This window comes from Vibrio sp. 1978, from assembly GCF_033344345.1.
The window spans coordinates 150,254-176,225 of record NZ_JAWPOP010000003.1 but is presented as its reverse complement, the minus strand read 5'-3'; the positions used below and the strand labels follow the sequence as shown (position 1 = coordinate 176,225).

24 protein-coding genes are annotated in these 25,972 nt (G+C 44.9%); 8 read left to right on the top strand and 16 right to left on the bottom strand.

The window, feature by feature from the left end:
* Positions 1-11: 11 nt before the first annotated feature.
* The 3 genes from R8N49_RS04530 (at position 12) to R8N49_RS04520 (ending at position 3,129) form a co-directional block, all read left to right on the top strand.
* On the top strand, positions 12-1,382 hold the full coding sequence (locus R8N49_RS04530) for a sodium-dependent transporter (RefSeq protein ID WP_042522154.1): 1,371 nt from the start codon (positions 12-14) through the stop codon (positions 1,380-1,382).
* Between the two features lie 81 nt (positions 1,383-1,463).
* On the top strand, positions 1,464-2,156 hold the full coding sequence (locus R8N49_RS04525; protein WP_047100752.1) for a TIGR01621 family pseudouridine synthase: 693 nt from the start codon (positions 1,464-1,466) through the stop codon (positions 2,154-2,156).
* Positions 2,157-2,187: 31 nt separating this feature from the next.
* Entirely contained in the window at positions 2,188-3,129 is a 942-nt protein-coding gene (locus tag R8N49_RS04520) for a class I SAM-dependent methyltransferase (protein WP_318189869.1), read from the top strand.
* Between the two features lie 213 nt (positions 3,130-3,342).
* On the opposite strand, the gene R8N49_RS04515 is transcribed toward R8N49_RS04520, so the two are convergent.
* The 9 genes from R8N49_RS04515 to R8N49_RS04475 form a co-directional block, all read right to left on the bottom strand.
* Positions 3,343-4,398, bottom strand: coding sequence for a hybrid-cluster NAD(P)-dependent oxidoreductase (locus R8N49_RS04515; RefSeq protein WP_064353814.1), 1,056 nt, complete (start codon positions 4,396-4,398; stop codon positions 3,343-3,345).
* Positions 4,399-4,479: 81 nt separating this feature from the next.
* Entirely contained in the window at positions 4,480-6,141 is a 1,662-nt protein-coding gene (hcp, locus tag R8N49_RS04510; protein ID WP_064353815.1) for a hydroxylamine reductase, read from the bottom strand.
* Between the two features lie 174 nt (positions 6,142-6,315).
* Complete coding sequence (gene norR, locus R8N49_RS04505) at positions 6,316-7,845, bottom strand: nitric oxide reductase transcriptional regulator NorR (RefSeq protein ID WP_213986319.1); 1,530 nt, start codon at positions 7,843-7,845, stop codon at positions 6,316-6,318.
* Between the two features lie 202 nt (positions 7,846-8,047).
* On the bottom strand, positions 8,048-8,527 hold the full coding sequence (locus tag R8N49_RS04500) for a glycine zipper 2TM domain-containing protein (protein ID WP_005386695.1): 480 nt from the start codon (positions 8,525-8,527) through the stop codon (positions 8,048-8,050).
* A gap of 123 nt (positions 8,528-8,650) precedes the next feature.
* Positions 8,651-9,262, bottom strand: coding sequence for a CDP-alcohol phosphatidyltransferase family protein (locus R8N49_RS04495; protein WP_033905112.1), 612 nt, complete (start codon positions 9,260-9,262; stop codon positions 8,651-8,653).
* On the bottom strand, positions 9,255-9,902 hold the full coding sequence (locus R8N49_RS04490; protein WP_017634892.1) for an ATP-binding cassette domain-containing protein: 648 nt from the start codon (positions 9,900-9,902) through the stop codon (positions 9,255-9,257). Before R8N49_RS04490 ends, R8N49_RS04495 begins: the two co-directional genes overlap by 8 nt.
* Positions 9,868-11,577 carry an ABC transporter permease gene (locus R8N49_RS04485; protein ID WP_213986320.1) on the bottom strand — a complete coding sequence of 570 codons (1,710 nt, stop codon included), beginning with the start codon at positions 11,575-11,577 and terminating at the stop codon, positions 9,868-9,870. The genes R8N49_RS04490 and R8N49_RS04485 overlap by 35 nt, the downstream gene beginning before the upstream one ends.
* A 9-nt stretch (positions 11,578-11,586) precedes the next feature.
* Positions 11,587-12,747, bottom strand: a complete 1,161-nt coding sequence (locus R8N49_RS04480; protein ID WP_005378079.1) for an ABC transporter substrate-binding protein — start codon at positions 12,745-12,747, stop codon at positions 11,587-11,589.
* Positions 12,748-13,181: 434 nt separating this feature from the next.
* Positions 13,182-13,628 (bottom strand): META domain-containing protein, encoded by a 447-nt coding sequence (locus R8N49_RS04475; RefSeq protein ID WP_005378077.1) that lies wholly within the window; start codon positions 13,626-13,628, stop codon positions 13,182-13,184.
* 184 nt (positions 13,629-13,812) lie between these two features.
* Between R8N49_RS04475 and R8N49_RS04470 the strand changes: the two genes are divergently transcribed.
* Entirely contained in the window at positions 13,813-14,061 is a 249-nt protein-coding gene (locus R8N49_RS04470; RefSeq protein ID WP_005378062.1) for a DUF1289 domain-containing protein, read from the top strand.
* Between the two features lie 135 nt (positions 14,062-14,196).
* Here the strand turns inward: R8N49_RS04470 and R8N49_RS04465 are convergent, their stop codons facing one another.
* Together R8N49_RS04465 and ushA are read right to left on the bottom strand one after the other, a co-directional pair.
* Entirely contained in the window at positions 14,197-14,418 is a 222-nt protein-coding gene (locus R8N49_RS04465; protein WP_005386686.1) for a hypothetical protein, read from the bottom strand.
* A 415-nt stretch (positions 14,419-14,833) separates the two neighbouring features.
* Positions 14,834-16,522: a bifunctional UDP-sugar hydrolase/5'-nucleotidase UshA gene (ushA, locus tag R8N49_RS04460; RefSeq protein WP_258489344.1), complete on the bottom strand. Its 1,689-nt coding sequence runs from the start codon at positions 16,520-16,522 to the stop codon at positions 14,834-14,836.
* A 752-nt stretch (positions 16,523-17,274) separates the two neighbouring features.
* Between ushA and R8N49_RS04455 the strand changes: the two genes are divergently transcribed.
* A complete protein-coding gene (locus R8N49_RS04455; RefSeq protein WP_017634886.1) occupies positions 17,275-17,790 on the top strand; it encodes a GNAT family N-acetyltransferase in 516 nt (171 codons plus the stop codon).
* Positions 17,791-17,937: 147 nt separating this feature from the next.
* Here the strand turns inward: R8N49_RS04455 and rplY are convergent, their stop codons facing one another.
* From rplY to R8N49_RS04430, 5 genes are all read right to left on the bottom strand, one after another.
* Entirely contained in the window at positions 17,938-18,216 is a 279-nt protein-coding gene (gene rplY, locus R8N49_RS04450; RefSeq protein ID WP_005378066.1) for a 50S ribosomal protein L25, read from the bottom strand.
* Between the two features lie 283 nt (positions 18,217-18,499).
* Positions 18,500-19,849: an ATP-binding protein gene (locus tag R8N49_RS04445; protein WP_005378071.1), complete on the bottom strand. Its 1,350-nt coding sequence runs from the start codon at positions 19,847-19,849 to the stop codon at positions 18,500-18,502.
* Positions 19,839-20,498 (bottom strand): response regulator transcription factor, encoded by a 660-nt coding sequence (locus R8N49_RS04440; protein WP_238952273.1) that lies wholly within the window; start codon positions 20,496-20,498, stop codon positions 19,839-19,841. Before R8N49_RS04440 ends, R8N49_RS04445 begins: the two co-directional genes overlap by 11 nt.
* A gap of 76 nt (positions 20,499-20,574) precedes the next feature.
* A complete protein-coding gene (locus R8N49_RS04435; protein WP_372036143.1) occupies positions 20,575-20,940 on the bottom strand; it encodes a PepSY domain-containing protein in 366 nt (121 codons plus the stop codon).
* Positions 20,941-21,095: 155 nt separating this feature from the next.
* On the bottom strand, positions 21,096-22,847 hold the full coding sequence (locus R8N49_RS04430; protein WP_021707635.1) for a DEAD/DEAH box helicase: 1,752 nt from the start codon (positions 22,845-22,847) through the stop codon (positions 21,096-21,098).
* Positions 22,848-22,968: 121 nt separating this feature from the next.
* Here R8N49_RS04430 and rsuA point away from each other — a divergent pair, with 121 nt between their 5' ends.
* From rsuA to R8N49_RS04415, 3 genes are all read left to right on the top strand, one after another.
* Positions 22,969-23,670, top strand: coding sequence for a 16S rRNA pseudouridine(516) synthase RsuA (gene rsuA, locus R8N49_RS04425; protein WP_005388670.1), 702 nt, complete (start codon positions 22,969-22,971; stop codon positions 23,668-23,670).
* 437 nt (positions 23,671-24,107) lie between these two features.
* A complete protein-coding gene (locus R8N49_RS04420) occupies positions 24,108-25,310 on the top strand; it encodes a Bcr/CflA family multidrug efflux MFS transporter (RefSeq protein ID WP_017820848.1) in 1,203 nt (400 codons plus the stop codon).
* Positions 25,310-25,972, top strand: a complete 663-nt coding sequence (locus R8N49_RS04415; RefSeq protein ID WP_005378053.1) for a DUF2913 family protein — start codon at positions 25,310-25,312, stop codon at positions 25,970-25,972. The genes R8N49_RS04420 and R8N49_RS04415 overlap by 1 nt, the downstream gene beginning before the upstream one ends.

Sequence of the window (25,972 nt, the reverse complement as noted above, 5' to 3'; positions counted from 1 at the left end):
TAGGCTTCGTAATGGCAGCAGCGGGTTCCGCTGTCGGTTTAGGCAATATATGGAAATTCCCTTACACAGCAGGTGAGAGTGGCGGCGGTGCATTCGTTGCTATCTATCTTATCTTTGTAATTTTTATCGGCTTTAGCGTGATGCTGACAGAGTTCGCTATTGGTCGTAAGACAGGTCTTTCTGCCGTAGGTGCATTCAAAACAACTGACCGACGCTGGACGTTCACTGGCGTTATGGGAGTCTTCAGTGGTCTTTTGATCATGGGCTTCTACCCTGTGGTTGGTGGTTGGGCATTGGCCTACATCTTTAAAGTGGGTGGTGGTCTACTCAGCGCGCCAGAAGCAATTGGCGACAGCTTTGGCGGTTTCATCTCAGATCCGATTCAACCTTTAATGTGGATGGGTGTTTACCTGTTCCTTAACGTCATGATTGTGATGAAAGGGATCTCGGGTGGTATTGAGAAAGCTGGTAAGGTTCTGATGCCGCTTCTGTTCTTAATCCTAATCGTTGTTTCTGTTAAAGGCTTGATGCTGCCAGGTGCAATGGCGGGCCTTGAGTTCTTATTCATGCCGGACTTTTCTAAAGTCGACAGCAACGTAGTTCTTGCTGCACTAGGGCAGGCGTTCTTCTCACTTAGCTTAGGTATGGGTTGTATGATGACGTACGGTTCTTACCTGAAGAAGAAAGAGAACCTAGTTCAAACAACCGGTATGGTTACTGCGATGGATACAGGTGTCGCGATTCTTGCTGGTGTTGCTATGTTCCCAGCAATGTTTGCCTTTGGCATGGAGCCTGCAGCAGGCCCTGGTCTTGTATTCGTTGTCGTTCCTCAGCTATTTGCTGAAATGGGCGGTGTGATTGGGTTGCTATTCGCATTGCTATTTTTCATCGGTTTGACGGTGGCGGCATTAACTTCTTCAGTATCACTATTGGAAGTTGTCGTGTCTTACCTAATCGACGAGAAAGGCATGAAGCGCTCTAACGCTGTTCTGTCTGCAAGTGCAGTTATGGCGGCATTATGTATTTTTGCGTCACTATCGTTAGGTGGAATGGGACCAACGCTGTTTGGTACCGGTGCCTTTGATATCTTTGACTTACTAACGGACAAAATCTTCTTAGCGGTTGGTGGTATGTTGGTTTGTATCTTTGCAGGATGGCGCCTAAGCCGTGCTGAGCTAGAAAAAGAGATCACTAATGACGGCGAAGTATCCTTCCCGCTATTTGGATTGTGGTACAACCTAGTTAAATACCTGATTCCTGTTGCGATTGCTATTGTTGCCTTCATGGGGATTAAGTCTGGCTTTGATAGTGGCAAAGGTGAAATCATGCTGCTGGGTATCGCAATCATTGGCCTTGCTGGCATTTTCTCGAAGAAGCTTTAGCAAAGACCTTGGGGCATGCCTCGATAGCTTTGTCCGGTAACTTATGTATACTGCTGGCTCCAAACGTGGAGCCAGTTTTTTATGTTCGATATTCTACATACCCATCCCGATTTTCTGATCATCAATAAGCATCCCTACGTCTCTGTTCATAAAGACGATGGCGACACAATGCTGCTGCAAGAAGTGGCTAAGCAGAGTGGTGATGAGCAGCTCTATCTTATCCATCGCTTGGATAAAATGACATCGGGTATTCTGCTCCTCGGACGCAACGCCAAAGCGGCCAGTACGTTATCGCAAGCTTTTGCTGACCGCCAAGTAGAAAAGTTCTACCTAGCGATTGGCTCTAAAAAGCCGAAAAAGAAACAAGGTTTGGTCGTTGGTGATATGGAGCGTTCGCGCCGTTCATCATGGAAGCTGGTCAACAGCAAAAATAACCCAGCCGTCACCCAGTTTTTCTCTCTTACGGCAGAGCCCGGAGAGCGCCTATTTTTATGTAAGCCACACACTGGTAAAACGCATCAAATCCGCGTGGCATTAAAATCGGTTGGCTCAGGTATTGTTGGCGACCCGATTTACAATGCAGGCAATGAGGCTGATCGCGGTTATCTGCATGCATTTTCACTTTGCTTCCAATACCGAGATGAGCAATATCGCTTTGTTTGCGACCCACGAGAATACCAAGTGCTAGGTTGCAAATGGCGCAGTGAAACCGTCTCCCAGGGTTTGGATACTTGGCTTTCCCCTTGGGAACTGAACTGGCCTACGATCAAATAACCGTCACAAAGAAAACTAATAAGAGAACTCGATGCAAGCATCACAACTTCCGCTGTTCTTTCAGCATCTAGAAACCGAGCTCGCGCAAGCTCCTAACGAAATTCGTCGACTGTTTCATGGTCGTGGCCGTCGTTTTGAGGGCCTAGAGCAAATCACCTGTGATTGGTTACAAGGTCAGTTGATTATCAACTTGTTTAAAGAAGTCGACGACGCGTTTCTCGCTGAGCTGAAAAGCGGCCTCAATGCGTTGGCACAATCACCACTGTGGGCAGACAAGCAAGGTCGCACTATGGTTCTTCAGCACCGTTATGCCGATGGTGCGCCTTCAGAAGTGCTTGTCGGTGAATTAGACGCTCGCCCTGTCGTTGAAGAAAGCGGTTTGAAATACCAATTGGATATTGGCCGCAATCAAAACTTCGGTCTGTTTTTGGACATGCGCTACGGTCGCGATTGGGTACGGGAAAATGCGAAGCATAAAAACGTGCTTAACTTGTTTGCTTACACCTGTGGCTTTTCTGTCGCTGCCATTGCGGGTGGCGCAGATAAAGTGGTTAACGTCGACATGGCAAAAGCGTCGCTGTCTAAAGGTCGTGAGAACCACAAGCTAAATGGTCATAACATCAACCAGGTAAGCTTTATGGGGCACGATATCTTTAAATCGTGGGGTAAGATTAAGAAATCTGGTCAGTATGACTTGATCATTATCGATCCGCCTTCATTCCAGAAAGGCAGCTTTGCGCTGACTAAAGACTACAAAAAGATTCTACGTCGATTGCCGGATTTGTTGGCAGAAGGCGGTCAAGTGATGGCATGTGTGAACTTACCATCTGTGACAAGCGACTTCTTGATTGAAAGCATGAAAGAAGAAGCGCCAGAGTTGACATTCCGTGAGCGTCTGGATAACCCACCAGAGTTTATGGACGTAGACAGCGAAGCAGCATTGAAAGTGTTGCTGTTTAGCGAGAAGCAATGACGACGAAACGAAAGTTGTGCCTATCTATAATACCAGCCGTTTGAGTACGGCTGGCATTTCCACGATACCCCGTTAATCTGAATAGCGAGACGCGAGTGTGATTCAGAGTCTATTATCAGAGTGAGTTATTCCTAACACGCTGATATTAGATTCCTGACCTCGCCTAGGCTCGTCGGAATGACGGGAAACAATAAAAGATCGATACCAGCAGCATTAACCGATCTGCACTTCAAGATCCGCTTCGATGATTGATGAGCAGGCGAGCACATAGCCTTGTTCAATTTCTTCTGGCGTCAATGTTTCTAGGCTAGTGGAAGAAACGTTGCCTTTACGAACCTTGCATTTGCACGAGCCACAAATTCCGCTTCGACAAGCGACGATTAATGGTAAACCTGCGCCTTCGAGCACATCGGCCAGTACCTGACCTTTTTGCGCATCGATGCTTTGAGCAAAATCAGGAACAAAAACGTTAACCGTCTCATCGGAGACCGATGATTCTGCGCCAGTCGCTGGCGTAAAACTCTCTTGGTAGAAGTTCGTCATGTCAAAACCAAGATCATTCAAATAGCCGTGAACATCTTGCATAAACTGGCTTGGACCACACAGGTAAACGGTGCGTTGCTTGAAATCAGGAACAAGCTCTTTAATCCAGTCGGCATTCAAACGACCTTGTGGGTGTGACGTTCCTTCACGGTTTTTCAGCAACAGCTTTAAATGGAAGTTGGGATATACGGCGTCTAACGTTTCTAGCTGATCGTAGTAAATCGTCTCTTCTGGGCTGCGTGCGATATGAAGAAATGCGATGTCCACATCGTTTTCGTTTTCATCTTGATTACTCAGCCAGTGTTTTGCCATCGAAAATACGGGCGTGACGCCGCAACCTGCACTGATAAGCAAGGCTTTTGTTTCGCCATCACGTAACACGGGTGGATGGTCGATGCAGTTAAATTCGCCTGCTGGTGGTAATGCTTGAACAGTATCACCGAGCAGCAGCGAGTCAACGATGTAGTTCGATACTTTACCGCCAGATACTCGTTTGATGGTGAGTTGAAGGTGATCGTCTTCATTGATCGAGCTGATTGAATAGGAACGAAACTCCATTTTTCCATCAATTTCGACGCCCAAGTTAATAAACTGGCCAGGCTTAAACTGAAACAGAAGTGATTCGGTTAGTTCGGCCAATTTGATGCTGACGGTGTCGTGTGTTTCGAAGTATTTGTCGATGCAACGGAGTGTGACGGGTTGGTTACCTTGCCATTCAAAAAACATAACGATCTCTTTGGTTGTGGCTATTTTTGGTTCGAAATAGATAGCGCCTCCGCGTAAGGAGGCGCGTAACAAGCAGGTTTATTAGGCTGCTAGGATGGCTTTTAGATCATCCTGAACATTGCCAATACTGCGCATATCGAACTTCTCTTGGATGATGGCGATTAGGTTTGGCGTTAGGAATGCTGGTGCAGTAGGGCCTGTGTAAATGCCTTTCACGCCCAATGCAAATAGCGTTAGCAAGATAACGATCGCTTTTTGCTCGAACCAAGAAAGCACAAGCGTGAGTGGCAGTTCATTGATGTCACAGTCAAACTCTTTCGCCAGTGCAAGTGCAAGCTGGATTGCAGAGTAAGCATCGTTACATTGGCCCACATCCAATAGGCGAGGGATGCCGTTGATATCTCCGAACGTATTCTTGTTGAAGCGGAACTTACCACACGCCAAGGTCAGGATTAGCGTGTTTTCTGGCGCTTCAGCCGTAAAATCGGTGTAGTAGCTGCGTTCCGCTTTATCACCATCACAACCGCCGACTAGGAAGAAGTGTTTGATGTTGCCTTGCTTCACTTGGTCGATAACCGCAGGGGCGGCGTTCATCAGTGCATTGCGACCAAAACCAACCGTGATGTGGTGTTCGATTTCATCGTGTTGGAAACCGTCTTGCGCTAGAGCACATTCAATCACTTGGCTAAAATCATCGCCTTCGATGTGAGCCACACCAGGCCAGCCAACAATACTACGAGTGAATAAACGGTCTGCGTATTGACCCACATTTGGATTCAACAAGCAGTTTGACGTCATTACGATTGCACCAGGGAAGTTGGCGAATTCTTTCTGCTGGTTTTGCCATGCGCTGCCGTAGTTACCGACAAGGTGAGAGTATTTCTTCAGCTCAGGGTAGCCGTGTGCAGGCAGCATTTCACCATTGGTGTAAACGTTAATGCCTTTGCCTTCGGTCTGTTGCAGGATTTTTTCTAGGTCATGCAAATCATGGCCAGAAACAAGAATACATTTACCTTTTACTGGCTTGACGTTCACCGTGGTTGGTTCTGGATGGCCGAAGGTCATTGTTTCACCTTGGTCGAGCATTTCCATCACTTTGTAGTTCATCAGGCCGATGCGCATTGAGCAATCAAGTAGTTCGCCGAGATCTTCAGGGTCTGTGCCCAACCACGCCATGATTTCATGGTATTCGGCATAGATATCGTTGTTGGTTTGCTCAAGAACACGTGCGTGCTCCATGTACGCGGCTGCACCTTTAAGGCCGTATAGGCAAAGTAGACGCAGGCCAATCACATCTTCATGTACTTGGTCTTTACCACGGTTAACGGCAACTTGAGGAGCAAAAGCTAAGATCGCTTCTGCGCTATTTGGTAGCTCAAAGTGAGCAACAACAGGGATGTCTGCAACTTCGGTATCAGCAAGCGTTGCTGCCGATATCACTTGCTCTTTTAGCAATGCTTTGTACGTTGCTGCTTGAGAAGTTAGCTCTAGGACACGTTCAGGGTCAAAGTTTACGTTCGTCAATGTAGAGAAAAATGCTTTTGGTGCCCATTGGTTGATTTCATCGTTAATGATGTTGAATTCAAGTGCTTTTGATGCCCAAAAAGAAACCCCTTGCAGTGTGTAAACCAACACGTCTTGCAGGTCAGATACTTCAGAAGTTTTACCACACATACCTTGTGCAAAAGAACAACCTTTAACAGCAGGGGTTTGAATTGTCTGTTCACATTGAATACAGAACATATTGGGTTCTCCAGTGATTGTTTTAATAGTCGTGATGTTGACCGCTAGAGAGCAGAATGTGTGCCAATTTTTATTTTGTTGATTTATATAGGATTTTATTGTTTTTAGGTGAATGATTGATGTAATTAAGACAACGGGGGTGATGTCTTAATTACATCGGCTTCTTGTGGTTGGTTATTTATTGATCCCGAGCTTTTTACCCATCCGATATAAGTTCCCGCGATCCATTTGCAAAAACTCCGCTGCTTTTGCCCAAACGCCACCAGTTTGGCTTAAAGCATGTTCAATTAAATCACGTTGATAGCTTTCTATCAGTTCTCGCATTGGTTGGCTTTCTTTGGGTAAATAATGCGATGTGTTTTTTACATCACCGAGAGCCAATGAGGTGTCAAAATGGTTAAGCATGATCGTGCTTGCACCTTGTTGAATGGCGTGTAAAGCCGCGCGAGTTAAAGTGTGTTCGAGCTCGCGTACGTTTCCGTACCAAGGTAAAGACTCCAGTTGAGTCAACACTTTAGGGTGAACGTGAAGATTGGACGCATTAAATTGTTGGCGTACCTTTTCTAACAGATATCCGGCTAAAACGGGAATATCACCGTCACGGGCACGAAGTGGGGGGACTTGGATTGGGAATACGTTTAAACGGTGGAAAAGGTCTGCTCGAAACGTGCCAGCTTCGACCTCTTTTTCTAATTGTCGATTGGTCGCGGCGATGATGCGCACATTGACCATCAAATGCTGATCGCTACCCACACGTTGCAGCTCGCCTTGCTGAATTACGCGCAGCAATTTTGCTTGCAAAATCATAGGCAGTTCGCCCACTTCATCAAGGAAAATCGTTCCACCGTCTGCCAGTTCAAACTTACCGGCACGGTGGCTATTAGCACCTGTAAATGCGCCTTTGACATGGCCAAACAGTTCACTCTCAGCCAGACCTTCAGGCAGGGCCGCACAGTTGACGTAAATCATCGGCTTATCGCTACGATGAGATTGCGCGTGTACCGAGTGCGCGACCAGTTCTTTACCAGTACCGGTCTCTCCTGTGATAAGTACTGCGTAATCTGATTGAGCAACAGTCGCAATGTTGTTTCGTAACTGGTTGACCTGTGGACTCAAACCCACCATTTCGCCATGTTGAGAACGGGCTTGCTGGATAAGGGTTTGAGTGACGCTTTTTTGCTTCTGGTTTTGCGCTTTGAGCGCTTTTAACTGAGCAATGTTACGCAATGTCGCAGCGGTCAAAGCCGCAAAGGTTTCGATAGCGACAGGATCGATGCCATCAAACGCGCCCACCGTTAGTGCATCCATCGTTAGTGCGCCAACAAGTTGGCCTTCGACATACAAGCTAAAGCCCATGCAATCGTGAACATCAATGCATTGGTCTTCAGTTAATAGTGTGCCGTCGAAAGGATCCGGCAGTGAACAATCGGCATCGAAACGCACCGGTTCACGGCTATGAATAATGGCATCTAAGCGAGGGTGCGCTTTGGGGAAATAGCGACGACCTAAGACCGAGCTGGATAAGCCTTTTACCGCGACAGGAGTTAGAAACCCATCCTCATCGAAGATAAACAGGCAGCTCGCATCACATGGGAATACTTGCGCGACCCCATCAATGAGGTTTTGATATTGCTGCTCATGAGAGCGATTAGAGCTGAGGTTTAGCGCGATATTAAGGAGTACGTGGTCAACAGTCGGTGTCATAACAAGCCCAAAGTTATCTGGAATGGGCTCATGCTAGCAACTTGATGTCATTTGAACATCGAAAGGTATGGGAGATTGATGTTCCATTGACGACGATCAAGTTTGATACGAAAAGAAACGCGCAAGTTAACAAGCCAGTGATGTAAGCTTGCGCGGGTTAGGTGTTTAAATTAAAGCAGGCCAAAGGTTTGGTTCGTCCGAATTAACGAGGAACGACTCTGGCGTCATTACCAGAAACATTGATTTGGACCGCTTGGCCTGGTTGGAAAATCATGTTTGGATTTGCTTCTTGAACAATAGAGATAATCTTTCCGTCCTCTAAACGAATGGTCAGATTCACGCCATTTCTTTTCGCGGTTGCTTCAGCCGCTTTGCTGCCTGCATAGCCACCCAATAGACCACCACCAATGGCAGCGATATCCGAGCCAGAACCGCCCCCAACTTTTGAGCCTAAGATCCCGCCCACGGCAGCACCAGCGATGGTGCCAATGGCATTGGATTGGGTAGAGGCATCAATGGTTACGGGTTCTACTTTTTCTACTGTGCCGTAGTAAACCTGCTGAACTTTGCGAGTGTCGGATGAGCCGTATGCATCTCCGTACGGGTTAGGTGAGCTACAGCCGCCAAGCACGAGCGCACAAGTAATGGTGAGCAACATGCCTAAATTGATCTGTTTTTTCATATAGCCTCCGAATGGTTTCTTCATTCAAAGAGTATATACCCCAATTTAACCTGCGTTTTGGTGCTTTATAAAACAGTGGCTTAGCGGCCTGTCCCTTAAGGAAACGCGATTGTCTAAGCAGTATTAATGATCGTTAAGCGTATGAAACCCTGAATAAATACGTGTAAAAGTGGTAAACCAGCATGCCGCGCCAAAGATATATGCTATGACGGCAAAGTGTTGCGGTAGCAAACAAAATAAAACCAAACAGCCAATGGTTTCTGTACCTTCGGTTAAGCCGCTCATGTAGTAAAGCGATTTGTTTTTATATACCGGATTATCGATGCCTTGTTTTCCTGCCATGATGGCAAAAGCTAAAAAGCTACTACCAGTGCCGATGAAGGAAAAAATCAAAAATGCGCCTGCAACGGCATTGTGCTCTGGGTTGGCAAGCACAAAGCCAAAAGGAATCAACGAATAGAACAAAAAATCTAAGCTGATATCAAGAAAACCACCCGCATCGGTAATGCCTTGAATCCTTGCCAGTGCACCGTCTAACCCATCACAGATTCTGTTCAGCAAAATAAACAGCAACGCCAACAAGTACTGTTCGGCGATCAAAGCAGGCAGGGCAAAACAGCCAAGCACAAAACCAAATACTGTCGTCTGATTTGCAGTGATACCACATTTATCGAGATATGTCGCACTGAGTGCCAGCGGTTTGCGGATGAGCTTTATACTCAGGCTATCAAGCATGATTTTTCTCCCACGGCCAGTTTAGGCAGCGGCTGCCATCAGGAATATCGTCTTCATCGTGCGTTACCATCAAAGTAGGGATGTTCGCTTGCTGCAATTGTTCGAGCACCCAATTGCGAAATTGCACGCGCAGGTCTTTATCCAGCTTGCTATAGGGCTCATCAAGTAGCGCAACTTTCGGCTTTGCTAGCAGCATACGAGTCAATGAGATACGGGCACGTTGCCCTCCCGAAATTTGGTCAGGAAAGGACTCTGCTAGTTTGGTCAATGAAATGTTCTTCAGTGCTTGCATAGCGTGAGCTTTACGCTCTTCACCTTTGATTGAGTTTGGTAGCGCGAAGGCAAGGTTCTCCCACACCGTTAAATGAGGGAAGAGCAAATCTTCTTGGAATAGAATACCGACCTGACGCTTATGGGCAGGGAGGGCATCCAACTTTTCGTTATCAAGCGTAATGGATCCAGAGTAGTTGAACTCGGCGGATAGGTGCCCGGCAATGGCATCCAACAAAGTGGATTTACCACAACCGCTAGGCCCCATCAGGGTAACGATTTCACCTTTTTCTACGGTCATGTTGAACGCTGAAAAAAGCGCGTCGCCATTGGTTTTACGGATGGCGAGGTTTTCGAGACAAAGACTCATTCAGTAGTAAACCTTTTATAGACAAGCGGCGATACTTCCTGTGCAAGTGGCTAAGCAGTATCGCAAAAGAAAAGAACAAGAATGGCAGCAGAGCTTGCCAAATGGCGTAAATAGCGGTGACACGTCGGTCAAAACCACTGGATAGTGCAACGGCTTCGGTTGTGATGGTGCTAATGCGCCCAGCCCCTAGCACCAATGTTGGTAGGTATTGCGCCAGGCTGACACTAATACCGACAGCCCACGCGAATGCAATTGCAGGCAGGAGGATTGGCAGTTTCACTTTTAACCAAGCTTGCATCGGTGATTTACCCAAGCTGAGTGCGACGCGAGTTAAGCCGTTATCGAAGCTGCGCCACGGACCGTCTAGCGAGAGGTAAATAAATGGGAACGCAAAGAATACATGCGCCCAACATACCCAAAAGAAATACGCATTACTGTTTAAGTACAGCGTCACTACTTGCATACCGAATAGCACGGATAGCTGAGGAATCAGCATTGGGATGGCGATGATGTAACCGGGCACCTGCCAGCGATAACGGAGACGATACTCATGTGCTATTAAAGCAAGAACTAGCGCGACAGTCGCGCTGATTAGGGCGATTGACATACTTTGTTCTAGAGTCCCTAGAATACTGTGCCATTCGTATTCCCAAAAACGCAGGCTGTAACGGCTTGGGAGCAAATCTGGAAAGCGCCAACGTTGGGCAAAGCTCCACAGCACCATGAGTGGAATCATTAGAAGTGCAAGTAGCGCGACCAGTGAAAATAGGGTTTTACCGGGTAAACGAAACCCGTTTCGACCAGAGTACTGCCAGCGTTTGAACCCTTTGGTAATACACCATTCCATTAAGCGTGCAAATCCAATCAAAAGGCTTGCGAACGCAAACAGTATTACTGCGCCAGCGGCCGCTCTTGGTAGGAGCGATAAATCTGGATCGTTAAACCATTGCCATACCAAAACCGCAAACGTGGGTGGGTTGGTAGGGCCAATAATCAGGGCGACATCGACAACGGACAAACTGTAAGCCAATACCGCCAGCATTGGGAAACGAAGTTTTGCTAACCATTGCGGAAATACGCATTTCCACCACGCTTGCGCGGAACTGTAGCCCATCGAGTGACTGACTTTTTCAACCTTATCGACTTTCAATTGCTGAAGGATCGGAATACTCATCAACAATAAAAACGGCACTTCTTTAATCGCAAGCATGATGACCAAACCGAGTGCATGTGGGTCCTTAATCAGCAATGCTAAGTCATTCACCGTTTGTGCATTCGGGTCGTAACCAAACAGTTGGTTGAGAACACGAACGCCCATACCAGTTGGGGCAAACAAGAACGCAAAGCCAATTGCAAACGCGACGTGCGGCATCGCGAGAAGTGGGGAAAGGCTAACTTCAATTTTTCGCCAAAACTTACTGCCCCAAGAGGCTTGTAGAATTGCAAATGCGATGAAGCAAGCCAAGTAGCTACTGAAAATGGCGGAGTAGAAAGTAAGCCCGATGGATGTCCAAACACCTTCCCAATCAAAGACGGCATTGAAGCCATCAAAAGAAAAGTGGTGTAGACCGATAGGAGGTACATAACCGAGCGCAGAGACCACCACTCCAAGTAGTCCCGGAATGGTAGGCAAAATACAAACTGCGATAATGACTAAATACAGCGCTCTTAACATGGATTCTTACTAATTCCCGTAGCGTTTCAACCATTCTTTTTCCAACGCCGCTTGCCAACTTGGATGTGGCTCAGCGATAGATTTGAATTGTTGAGTGTTTTTGGCCGAACCAGTTAGGTATTGGTTGCTTAGTACCGAAGGGTCGCCCCAGATGTTTAGGTTACCTTTGCGAGACTGTGCTTCAGGGCTCAATAAAAAGTTTATCGCAACTTGTGCACCAGCACTGGCATTTGCGTTCCAAGGAATCGCTAAAAAGTGGATATTTGAGAGTGCTCCTGCGTCCATTGCGTACGCTTTGGTGCTCTCTGCAAGATTACCGCTCGACTGCGCAGAGAAAACCGCGTTCGGGTTAAAGGTAATCGCCAGGTCAGTCTGACCATCATCTAGTAGCTGAAGGGTTTCTGCTGTACCGCCTGGAAACTGCTTACCACCGCGCCAAGCGACTTTATGGAACTCATCTAGATAAGACCACAGCGGTTGAGTGACTTGTTCAAACGTGTCATCGGTAACTGGTTGTTGCAGCTCAGGGGCGTTGTTAGACAGTTCAATGAGTAATGCTTTGATAAAGCTTGTGCCATGAAACTCTGGTGGTCGAGGGTAAGTCAGGCGATTCGGGAACGCTTTTGCATAGCTCAGCATTTCTGAGAATGATTTTGGAGGGTTATGGAGGGTTTGCTCGTCATGGATAAACACTAATTGTCCTACTCCCCAAGGTGCTTCTAGACCTTCTGTTGGCTCGGAGAAGTCCACATCAATTGGTAGAGATTTATCCACATATTGCCAGCTTGGCAAACCTTCGACAAAAGGACCAAATAGCAATTGGTTATCCTTCATTGATTTGAAGTTTTCGCCATTGATCCAAACCATATCAACACTACCACCGCTGTTTTTGCCTGCCGCTTTTTCTGCGATAAGTCGAGTAGTGGTCTCAGAAATATCAGTTACTTTAACGTGGTTTAGCGTCACGTTATAACGTGATTTTAGCTCTCTACTCGCCCACTGTATGTAGCGATTAATTTCTTGGCTCCCGCCCCAAGCATGAAAGTAGACGGATTGCCCGTCGGCTTGCTGTTCGATTTTTTGCCATTCGCTATTCACTGATGAATCGGCAAAAGAAGGTGTCGCAAAAGTCGTGGCTAAAATGCCAATGCTGCTGAGTAGCTTTTTCATATCTATTCCGTGTTATGTCTTTTGGTGCTTGCTTTCGTTTCTATTGATGTTTTCGCAAGTCGTTCCGCTCTGTTACAAGGATAGTAATTCATCTCTCTCTATTATCAATGCCAATCCCAAACGGAATCACTTATTGATTCAAAGAATTACTCTCAATGTGAAGCAAAACGAAGAAAGGACAAATTTGGTGTCATTTAGGAGCGGACCGTTTGTTTGAGGATATTCTTTCAAGTAATTGAAAATTATTGTCCCCAGAGATATGAATAGGTTGTTTTACAGAGCAAAATTGATGTCTAAAGCATGGAATTGAGGGCGAAAAGAGAAAGAAAGTTGGCCATTTAAATGACTTTAGCATGCATGACTAACGATTCATCGATATAAAAAAGCAGCCGTCTGGCTGCTTTCAAAATACTATTTGGTTTACTTAGTTGGGATTAGTTTACCCAGTCACGTAGTGTAAACGTCAATTCGTGATCGGCACTTTTCAGAACAAGACCATCTTTAGTTAGCGTGATATCGCTCCAGTTAGATAGTGTTTGTGTCATTGCGTTTTCGATCTTCATTTGATCTTCCATACACATCTTCATGGTCATGCCCATTTTTTCGATGCGTAGTTGGTTGTTTTTCAGCTCGGCTTGACCGAAGAAGTTGTTACAACCTGCGTTGCCGTTTGCGGTTAGATTTTCACCGATTTCTAGGCGAGCAGCTTTTTGGTGTTCGTCTAGAACGATATTTTTGCCATCAACTTGAACAAGTTCCCAGTTGTGGTGCTGCAAATCTTGAGCCGTTATTTCTTTCACATCATCACCGTTGCTAGCACAAGCAGTCATAAGAACAGGGAGAGAGATTGCTGTAACTAACGTTTTTAGGCTAAGCTTCATTTTATAGACTCCGTTTTTATATACGCGGTAAGTATAAGTAATAAAACACTGTTTTTGTCAGCATAAGGTTATGGTTTCGTATGTTTTTGACATAACGAAGTATATAGCAGATTTTGTTGCTGACTAATCTTCTCATTATTTAAACTAGGCCAATACGCCCTAATATGGAAAGAGCGGTTTTAGTATGGAGCAACTGGAGTTTTTTACTGTCCCAAGCCCTTGTGTTGGAGTATGTACCTCCGATGAAAAAGGGTATTGCAAGGGATGTATGAGAAAGAGAGAGGAAAGGTTTAATTGGCTTAACTTAACCCCCGCTCAGCAGTTGCACGTTATTAAGTTGTGTCGTCAAAGGTACAGAAGAAAGATGTTGGCGGGGAAGACGAAGCCAGAACAGCTTCAAGATGAGTCATCGCCTCAACAAGACTTATTCTAGAACTCTTGTTCAGTCTGTGGTGTTACGCCTTCGCTTTCGGTTCTGCTTAGGCTTTGACATATTCCCGGTCCTGCAAGGTGTCCTTTAAGAACCGGGAATCTCTTATCCATTTTCCCTATAAAGCGGTAATTGGCGTTATTTCATCGACCAACGGTCGCTAACCCAGCCTCCCGCTTGTTCGTCGAAGTGATTTCCTGAAAATCGATGATTGAATTCAACATCTAATTTACTTGTTGGGCGTTCATCCATGAGTTGATGAATGTATCTCGCCATAGGATCCGTACAAGCTTCACGCTCTCTACGGGTAACTACTTCTTTGATCATTTGGAGTCTGTAGCTATTGCTGGCTCGTTTCATTTTTGACCTCCAGAACTCGATGGCAGCAGTTTGAACACATTGACGTCCAGATCGCTGCTCATTAGTGTGCGCGTGGAGGCACATCACCATCGTTTGAAGTCCAAAGACAAATTGTTTGAGAGCAGTGTTTGTAACGCCATTCACATCTTTCTCAGAATCATTGACTGTGCGATTAAAAATGTTTCGCGAAATTTAGCCGATGAACCTGCATATTTAAAAGACCTTATCAAACATAGAAGCCCAACACAGGGGCGTCAATAACACAAATGAACAATTTTTGAACATATTGTGAAGGTGGCGAGTTTTCAGTAATTTATCGAAAATAAAAAACCGAAGCACAAAGCTTCGGTTTTGAGGAAAGCCCTGACGAAATTGCTTGTAAAAGCTCTTAGTGCCAGGGGTAAGGTGTTGAGTATTAGCTACCAGATGCAGGACAGCCTTTTACTGGTTGGCCATTACTGAAGTACTTGATGTTCTCTAAGTTCTTGTTGTAGTTATCCGCAGAGATTTGTTGGTTGTTTACGAAGAACTCGCGCAAAACATATGCATCGGTTAGCTGTGTAGATTGAACATCGATGATTGGATAGTTATCGCCACCAGCAGCACTGAAGCTGATTACAGAGAATGTGTACGTTGCGTCTAGATCGAAGCCTTTATTGTTAATATCGGTAATGGTTACTGAGCCAGCATCACAATTTACATCTAAAGTGATGTTATCTAGTTGAGCGTAAGCACCAGAGCCTGCAGATTTCGTCGCAACCACATCTAAGTATTCTTTAACTTCTTTACCTGTCATAGTTGCTTTAGTCACGAAGTTACCAAATGGCTGAACCGTTAGTACGTCACGGTAAGTGATATCACCATCTTGGATTGAATCACGCACGCCGCCAGAGTTCATCACACCAAAGTCAGCATTTACCGTTTTGTAAGTACGGTATGCCTCGCCGAGTAGGTGACCTAGGTTAGTTTGTTGAGAGCGAACTACGTTACGATCACCTTCTAACTTACCCGTCGTATTAGAAATCTTCTCATCTAATAACTCTTGACCTTGTTGTTGGTATGGCAGTAGTAACGCTTTTACCGTTGCATCTTGTTGAATTCGTTCACCGATAACTTCATCGTTTTCGTCTAGAAGGTTTACAGGAATCAGTGCGTAATTCGCTAAGTGAAGCTTGCCGTCGTAGTATTCGAAGTCTGCACGACCCACATATTTACCCCACTCATGCGCTTGCATAATCCAAGTGCCTTTTTGTTGGTCTGGGGCACAATCATCCCCAGGTTTGAAATCAGCATACTCATTGGTACCTGGTTCCATACATACAGGGTTTTGTGAGTGACCACCGATGATAGCGTTTAGCTGTCCTTCTTCAAGAGAGCGAGCGAGTTTCACGTCACCTGGTGCTTCACTACCGTTTTTACCATCTTCGTAGTGACCCATGTGCGTCGTTGCAAATACTAGGTCTACCTTTTCGTTCTCTTCGATTTCCTTCAGTACCTTTTTGATTTCTACTTGAGGGTCTTCGAAGTGGATGTTTGATACGTTGTCTGGATTGACTAGCTTCGCAGTGTCTTGCGTTGTTAGACCAATAACAGCGATCTTAAGGCCGTTGATAGTAAATACTTTGTAAGGGTCGAAGTAACGCTCGTTTGTATCTTTTTTATAGATATTCGCAGCCAGCATAGGGAAGTCAGCTAGCTCGGCTTGCATATCGAGAATATCTAGTGAGTTATCAAATTCGTGGTTACCGACAGCCATTGCATCGTAACCAAGTAGGTTCATCCCTACGAAGTCTGGAACCGCATCTTGCATGTCTGATTCTGGTACACCGGTATTAATATCACCGCCAGATAGCAGAATGGTTTCACCGCCTTTTGCTTCGACTTCTGCGCGGATAGATTCGATTAAAGTGTGACGTGCAGCCATGCCGTATTCGCCGTCGCTGTTATGCCAAAAGCGACCATGGTTATCGTTAGTGTGGAGAACGGTGAACTTAGTACAAGAATCTGCAGTCTCGCAGGTTACTGGAGAATTGTCGCTGTCTGAGCCGCATCCTGCTAGCGCAGCGCCCACTGCCACTACCAAAAGAGATTTGGAAAACTTCATAAGGGATCCTTTCTTTGTGATTTTGTTATTGTTACGGCGTGAAATATACGGAATTAATGTGAAACTTTAGTGATCTATCTCTTATTTATACTTCTATCGGAGAAATGAATTAATAAGCCTGCAAACTACGTCTATAAATAAACAGAATTGGTATTTAGTATTTATTTTATATCGCTAGCTCTATTTTTTGTGAGGTAGTTAATTGAATGTGTGTTGTTTGTGTGAATCAATGCGCATTTTTACGAAGTATTACGCTGATTTTGGTGATTATTTTGCCAAGTTTATGTTTTTCCTAATAGGTATGACACAAATCGTTATAAATTTTCGCTCTGATGATGAGGGGTGGCGGTTTGTATGCATAATGAACAGCACAGAGCTTAAACTCATTTGATCATGGCTTTATTCTGCCAAACTCTATCAAAAATTGTATTTATCTCTTTACTATAATTGCGATCGTTTAGAAACGTTATGCTTTAAGCATCGTTTATTTATCCTCATCCGATACCTTATCGTGCTTATTCCGCATTTGACACTCGAGTGTTTAAACAAATAGATTCAACCTAATGAGTCAAAATGAAAAGTAAATAATGGATCGTTCTTCTTCGAATATTATGATGTGAACTATCATTTAATTAATGAAAATGAAATGGATTAATGTAAAGCGTTGCGACTGTAGCCGTTATCTTTGAGCTTTGGTTTAAAGGGTAGGGTTAAAAGAATTTGTAAGTGGTGAACGCTAATAAAGGATGCTTATGAGATACACAGTAAGGGACGCACTCAAAAAGGAAGCAGCCCAAATCGCCAAGATACACGTTGATTCTTGGCAGGTGGCGTATAAAGGATTAATGCCAAAGAGCTACATAGAGCAGTTTACGATTGAGCGTCGAGAAAGGATGTGGGCACGAGTGATGACGGAGCAACTGGCCCAATTGATCGTAGTTGAGAGGCAAGGAGAAATTGTTGGCTTTTTAAGTTACGAGTTACCTAACCACACCAGCGAAGATAAAACGGCATTAGTGACATGTTGCTACGTTACGCCGCTACATTATGGGCAAGGAGCAGGAAGTGCACTGTTAGATGAGTTAGAGACACGTTTGCTCTCTACGTCAGTTATGCAGATCAGTTTGAAAGCACTGGATACTAATCAACAGGGGCTTAACTTTTACAAGAAGTGTGGTTTTGTGCGTACTGGAGAGGAAGAGTCGGAAGTGATTGAGAGTATGACGCTGACCGATCTCACTTTAGTGAAGTATATTGCCCGCTCATAAATCAAATGCTATATGCCAAATATAGTAAAACCCCGGAGGTGGTAAGACTCCGGGGTTTTGAAATTTTTTAGATGTCTCGGTTGGTAAGTCCGATTATCTTTTATGCAAAAGGTTTGGATTTAATCCGATTAATTCCTTGGTAGGGAATTAGATACGGATGAAGTCCATGTGTTCAACTTTTGGCTTGAACGCGTGACGTTGAACGTCTTGTGGCTTAACTTTAACTTCTTTGCCATCGATAACTAGAACGATGCCTTCGTAGAATTCAGGCTTGTCCATTTGGTTTACGATGTCGTCGTGGTTAAGAACGATAGCTACTGCTGCTTCTTCACCGCCGTATACAACTGCAGGGAATTTGCCAGCGTGACGTAGGCGGCGGCTCGCACCTTTACCTAGTTCAGTACGTACTACTGCTTCGAATTTCATAGTATTTACTCTCAAATTAGTAAAAATCAAATGTTCACAATCAACAATGCGACCTTGTTGTTCGTGGTAAAGCTTGAAACAGGAACTGTTCAAGCGAGCGCGGATACTATCATTCCACTTATAAATGGGCAACCCAAATCGTATCCAAATCAACAAAAGGTATGATTTAGCGGGGTGGAAGGCTATCCCTTTTAACGCTTTGCTTGGATTTTGTTCACATCGACTTCATTTTCATCGGTTTACTGATCATGGTCCGAAAAACAAAGTTTATGTGTTATATGCTTTATGTTCGGCTGAGATGTAAGACTAAAGATGCTTTTAATCCACCTAAAGCGCTTGTATCCAATGTTAATTGACCTCGGTAACTGTGTGCCATTTCACTGACTATGTTTAGACCAAGACCTGAGCCAGGGGTTGTTTCATCCAATCTAACTCCTCTCTTGATTACTTGACTCAGTTTCTCTTTAGGGATGCCTGGCCCATCATCTTCAATAATGATGTGTATATTTTCCTTATCCTGAGAGGAGTGCACACGAATCATGCTGTTGGCCCACTTATAGCCATTTTCTAGCAAGTTACCTAGCATTTCATCGAGATCGGTCTGCTCTACTGCTACATTCAGCTCTGAATCAAGTTCATTAATTAAGGTAATGCTTCGGCTCGCATACACTTTATCAAACGCCATTGAGATAGCATCCACACGATCTGCTGGGTTCGACTTCACTGATAATATGTTCATCGATCCGGCCATACGGGCACGACCCAAATGGTAATCGATATGGTCTTGTATTTGATTGATTGGAGCTCGGAGACGGGATTGTGCCTCAGGTTCTAACGTCTGAACTTCATTTTTTAGAACAGAAAGTGGCGTTTTAAGTGCATGAGATAGGTTACCTGCATGATTGCGAGCTCTCTCTAGTAATTCTTGGTAATGGAACAGCAGAGCGTTGAGGTCGAAGATTAGAGGAGAAATCTCTTTTGGGTAGGTTTCTTCTAGACTCTTTTTATTACCAGACTTCAGCTCGGCTAATTCTTTTTGTAGCTTTGTAAGCGGACTCAATGACCAAGCAATTTGCAGTAAAATGACGGTAAGTACGCCCGCGAATAATAAACCCAAAATAAGCCAAAGTTGGCCGATTAACGTTTGAAGGGTATTTTTAATGGGCTCTTCGTCAATACCAATAATAATGTGAATAGGACCATCGTAATCAGGAAGATACAGTGCTTTTTCTAGCGTAATTAGTTTTTCGCCTCTTGCTCCATACGCATCTTTATCCAAACCTTTGTATTCGATTTTTTTGTCCCACAACGAACGAGAACGTTCGAGGCTTGCCTCTGTAGAGGCACTCCAATACAAACCACTGTAAGGTCGGTTAAATCGAGGGTCTGATAGCTGAGCTGCGAGTGAAAGATGCCCGGTGTTATCGACTTCTAACTGTGCTGCGACTTCATCCATAAAAATGCTGAGCTGTGAGCGAGTGTCATCAACCATATAGTTGTAGACCTGCGTCGGTATCGTCACACCAGCGGCGAGGATCATTGCCGTTAACCAAACGATCGCCGCTAAAACGAGGCGACTTTTGATACTCAGTCGTTTTATTGCGTTCAACGGTAGCCTGTTTCTATTCGGCATTTAATTGGTATCCCAACCCTCGGACAGTTTTGATGATCTTTGGTGCGATTTTTTTGCGAATTCGGCCGATAAAAACTTCGATTGTGTTGGAGTCACGATCAAAGTCTTGTTTGTAAATGTGCTCGACGAGTTCGGTTCGAGAAATCACTTTTTCCGGGTTATGCATAAAGTAAGCGACCACTTTATACTCTAGCGCCGTCAAGCTTATCGCTTGACCTTGCCACATGACTTTAGAAGTGCGTGTATCCAAGCTCAAGTCGCCAATTTGCATCACAGGAGAGGCATTACCAGAGGCTCTTCGAAGCTGTGCACGAATACGAGCGATAAGCTCAACCATTTCAAATGGTTTAGTTAGGTAATCGTCTGCACCTGCGTTTAAGCCTTCAACTCGCTGCGTTAGGGTGTCGCGAGCGCTTAGAATCACGACAGGAGTATTAATGTTTTCATCTCTGATGCCTTTTAGGACGGTAAGACCATCCAGTTTTGGCAAGCCGAGGTCAAGAACAATGGCGTCCCATTCTTCCGAAGTCGCGCGATACAGAGCGTCTATGCCATCTTGGGACAATTCTGGTACCCAGCCGGTACTTTCTAATGTTTCGATGATTTGCTCGCCTAAACGAGGATCATCTTCAACAACAAGTATTTTCATATTGATGATTCTTATTATGTTTGGATTTTTATCGAAGTAAGCTACGCATCGTGTCTGGATGACGCATTAGACAAGTTTAGTTGTTTTGCGGCTTTAACGCTTTGTTAAAGCTGCGACCTTTGATCTCAAGCATTTCTAGCGTGGCGGCGTCGTACTCAACTTTCAGGACGCTGTTGTTGTACAGAATTTTCAATTCATACACCCAAGCATCATCATCTTCTTCAAGCTCGACCTTGATGATTCGGCCGTATAGGTCGTTTTCTACTGCGGCGTAAAGTTCCGAAAATGGTCGTATATATCCTTGTTGAACCGCGCGATAGACCTCATCTTGATCTTCATCGAATTCGATGCGTGTTCCTGGCTTTTCGACATCTTGCACGATGGCGTGGCCATTTTGTGATGTGTACTCGTTGTCATGCTTGGCAAAACTTGGTGCACACATGAATGTCGCAATAAGGCCGAAAAGTAACGCAGAATGTAGAGAAGTCGTTGCTTTATACATAGTCAAACCTTTTCTGGAGCGTTAGCCGCAGTATATCGGATATAGATGAACAGAGAGTGAATCAGCTAATTAAGTTTTGCCATGTGTTGTGGATGTTATTTCAACTCATCTTCAAAAATTTTATCTCGCAGCTTCCAAAAGCGACCAGATTTTCTAGCAATAACAAACTGAGGCAAACGGAAACGATGTTGATTAGCGACAACGCGTGTCGGTGAAGCCTCTTCAAAAGGGCGATGCTTGTCTGCTAAGTGGGGGCGTACGAACTGATCTTTAAACGTTTGTTTTTGTTTTTTGGTACTCAATGACCAAAACTCATGAACTAACGCATTGCCTTCGCCTTGGTATGGTTCACCAGAATACGTCACCTTTAGCTGAGATTTACCATCACTGGACTTAAATACAGATAGGTCCATTTCTGTGCATTCAAAGATTAATGCATCTTTGAGATTAAGGGCTTCTTTTAGCTTTTTATCTGGGTCTACGAGCGTCGCATCACACTCATGACAAATTCGTGCAGCGATATCGTTGTCTGCACCACATTCACCGCAGTATTTGGCACGAAAACGGTAGCCACAGTGTTCACGTTCGCCTGTGTCTTCATCTTCAAAGTAACCTTGGCAACGTCTGCCAAAATGTTCAACCAAGAAACCGTTACTATCCAACTTACCCCAGAAGTTGTTATTGAATCCGCAAGCCGGGCAAGGAATCGTGATAATTTCACTGTCAGAGTCTGGTTTGGGATCACCGACTTCAGGTTGGTATAAATCGTAGCTGTTGCCTGCGTAATCAAGCACTAAACATTCTGATTTTCCGTCTGATAAGCGTAATCCTCGTCCTACTATCTGTTGGTACAGACTGACTGACTCTGTTGGTCGCAAAATCGCGATTAAATCGACATGCGGCGCATCAAACCCGGTTGTCAGTACCGAAACATTGACTAAGTATTTTATTTGACGATTCTTGAACGCTTGGATGATCGCATCGCGCTCCGGCGTAGGTGTATCACCAATGACGATTTCAGTTTCGCCTTCTGGCAATAAACTGTGTATCTCCTGTGCGTGTCGAACAGTTGCAGCGAAGATCATGACACCTTGACGCTCTTTCGCATATTGCATGATTTGCTCAACAATTTGTGGAGTCGCACGTTTGGCTTTATCGATCACCATGTCCATTTCTGCTTCTTTGTAGCGTCCGGTGTTAGCGGGCTTCAGCTGAGAGAAGTCGTAAGACAAAACGGGCGCATCCATCATGCGGGCTGGAGTGAGGAAGTTTTCGTCGAGCAAGTAACGGATCGGCAGTTCGAAAATACAATCGCGGAAGAATCGAGGCTCTTCGGTTCGCACTTGACCTCGGGTGTGATACTGATAAATCCAGCCCATTCCTAAACGATAGGGCGTTGCAGTTAGTCCTAGCACCTTAATGCCAGGGTTCAGTTCTCGTAAGTGAGTAATAACTTTTTGGTAGCTGCTGTTTTTGTCATCTGGCACACGATGGCACTCATCAATAACGAGCAGAGAAAACTGGTTTTTGAACGAATCTAAGTTACGTACGACCGATTGAACCGAAGCAAACACGACTTGCTGGTCAGTTTCTTTTCGTCCCAATCCTGCTGAGAAGATGGAACCTTTTAAACCATAACCTTCATACTTTGCGTGGTTTTGCTCGACCAGTTCTTTTACGTGGGCGAGGACTAACACTCGTCCTTTCGCAAGGCGAGCAAGTTCTGCGATCACCAAGCTTTTTCCTGCACCGGTTGGCAGCACGATCACTGCTGGTGTCGAGTGTTTACGAAAGTAATGAATAACGGCTTTAACCGAGTCGGCTTGATAAGGACGAAGTGTGTACATGAAAATATGTGAAATTGCTCAACTATTCGAACGAGGAACGCTATAATACCTGACTTTTATACCCAAGTGACCTTTAAACCAAGATTTAGAGATCACTTGGGTATAATTCAATGAGGTATTCATGCGTTTAGATAAATATTTGTGTGACGCTCTGGGTGCAACACGCAAACAGGCAACAAAGATCATCAAAAGTGGAGACATCACTGTTGACGGTGAGGTTCAAAAAAGTGGTGCATTTAAAGTACCTAAAGGTGCGGAAGTGATGTGGGAAGACCGTGTTATTGGTGCTCCTGGTCCTCGTTACATTATGTTGTATAAGCCTGCTGACTTTGTTTGTTCACATGAAGATGGCTACAACCAAACTGCATTCGCATTGCTTGATGAGCCTAAAATTGAAAACCTTCACTTTGCGGGCCGATTAGATGTCGACACAACTGGTTTAGTGTTGATTACGGATGATGGTAAGTGGTCTCACCGTATTACCTCACCTAAGCATAAGTGTGAGAAAACGTACCGTGTTTGGCTCGTCGATGCTATTCAGCCTGATTATGCGGAAAAGCTCGAACAAGGCATCATTTTGCGCAATGAATCAGAAGCAACATTGCCTGCTCGTTTGGAAATCGTGAACGAGGCCGAGAATGAAGTATTGTTAACTATCGTGGAAGGTAAGTATCACCAAGTGAAACGTATGTTCGCGGCGTTAGGAAATAAAGTTGAGTACTTACATCGTGAGCGTATTGGTTCTATCGAACTTGATGAGGCACTAGAACCAGGTGATTATCGCTACCTCACGCAAGAAGAAATCGATTCTATTTGGAATTAATTGTCGGCATGGGAAATTCTTTAGTTCCTAATAGGAACTAGTCTTTTGGTAGGAATTGGCTCAAAATAAATTTTCCTACCAAAATTAGTGCCTAGACAATTCCGGTGTGCTTACTCATCTCAGTGATACGCCTTTGCATTTAGCTGAGGCATGCATACTCTTATTGCAAAGCCTTCGGCTACGGTGAATGGAATGATGGTGTCAACGCCATCATTTTTACTGCATTGTGTTTGTTTCCCATAAACACATTTCGCTTTCACATGCTTTTCTATGTCGAGTTCGTCAAGGTCACTCCTTGGTACATATTTGCCCTTATGATTCTCGAACGTTGGATAGAACAGGTTTTTGGCTTCTACATTCAGCGATATGAGAACTGTCCGTTATTTTCACTTTGTTCTGCAAGTATTGACGGTAGGGCTCCAACAAGAGGTAAAAGAATGACAGAAAAAGCTCAAAGTGCTCCGCAATCCCAAATCAGTTTTCTATTGTTTCTGGTACTAGGAGCGATTGGTGCTTTGACGCCTTTGGCGATCGATATGTATTTGCCTGCGATGCCGACAATTGCGAAAGATTTGGGGGTCGCGCCTGGCGCGGTTCAGATTACGTTGACGGCTTATACCGCGGGTTTTGCGATCGGCCAGTTAATTCACGGGCCGCTCGCCGATAGCTTTGGTCGCAGACCTGTGTTGATTTTAGGCGTACTTTTCTTCGGCTTGGCTGCCGTTGTGAGTGCGACAACAAATGGCATTGATGCGCTGACCTATGTACGTACGGCACAAGGTTTTGCTGGCGCGGCAGCGGCGGTCATTATCCAAGCCGTCGTGCGTGACATGTTTGACCGTGAAGACTTTGCACGCGCAATGTCCTTCGTTACTCTGGTCATTACTATTGCGCCGTTGGTGGCACCGATGATCGGTGGCCATCTCGCGATTTGGTTTGGTTGGCGTTCCATTTTTTGGGTACTAGCTATTTTCGCTGTAGTTGTGATTTTTCTCGTACTTTGGAAAATCCCTGAAACGTTACAGCCTGAAAATCGTCAGCCTCTTCGTTTCCGCACGACGCTGAGAAACTACGCCAGATTATGCTCCAATCCTGAAGCGATCGGTTTGATGCTCTCAGGTGCGTTTTCATTTTCCGGAATGTTTGCATTTTTGACGGCGGGTTCGTTTGTTTATATTGATTTATATGGTGTTCGACCAGACCACTTTGGTTACCTATTTGGTTTGAACATTGTGGCGATGATCATCATGACCAGTATTAATGGTCGCTTGGTGAAGAAAGTTGGTTCCCATGCCATGCTTCGTTTTGGGTTGTTCGTGCAACTTTTGGCGGGGATTGGTTTATTCGTAAGTTGGTTAATGGACTTCGGATTATGGGGCATTGTACCTTTTGTTGTGCTGTTTATCGGTACATTGTCGACGATAGGTAGTAACGCGATGGCGCTGCTTTTAAGTGGTTACCCATCAATGGCGGGTACGGCGTCGTCTCTAGCGGGGACATTAAGATTCGGTATCGGTTCATTGGTTGGTGCGCTGGTGGCATCACTGCCCGGGAATGTTGCTTGGCCGATGATCATCGTAATGTTTGCTTGTTCTGTGCTTTCAGCACTGTTTTATTGGACTTTAGGAAGAAAGGCGTAATGTCGAATTACACCAAAGAAATTCAAAACTTGGTTAACTCAGCACTTGAAGAGTTAGATCAAGAGCATCGCTCAGGTAAGTTAGCCAATGCCCCTGTTGCGAATAACCATTATTTAGTGCGTTGGGTAACAAAGGCGCTAAAATCACAACGTTTCGGACGTACGGTAGGCGATGACTTAACGCGTTGGCAAAAAGCAGGTCGCTCAAAGGGGAACGATGCTGGTTTGTTGTTTATCTTCAAGCGTATTTCTGCTTTTTATGCGCAATTCTTCCCTGAAGGTGAAGACTCCAAAGTGTTCAAAGATTCAGATATTGAGTCTTTTCTTGATTTGATGGAGCAAGCAGGCTGGGAAGTCTCGACGTCTGAGCAACTGATTGGGTGCGGCAAAGTACAAATCTTCACTGAAGGTCAAAACTCTTTAGCGTTATGTGCAGACCAATGCGAAAGCTGTTTTGATGGCGAGTTGCTCGTAAAGCCAATGAGTTGGTTTGTACGTGGCAATCATGCTGAGTTTGTTGAGAAAGCAGCGCAAGCGGGCTTTATGGTACATAAGGTAACAGACTACAAATCGATGGTGAAATACCATGGCGAGTACCTTATTTTTCCAGCAAACGAAGGCAACCAGTTAGCCGAAATTCCACTCTCGTTCAAAGCTGACTAA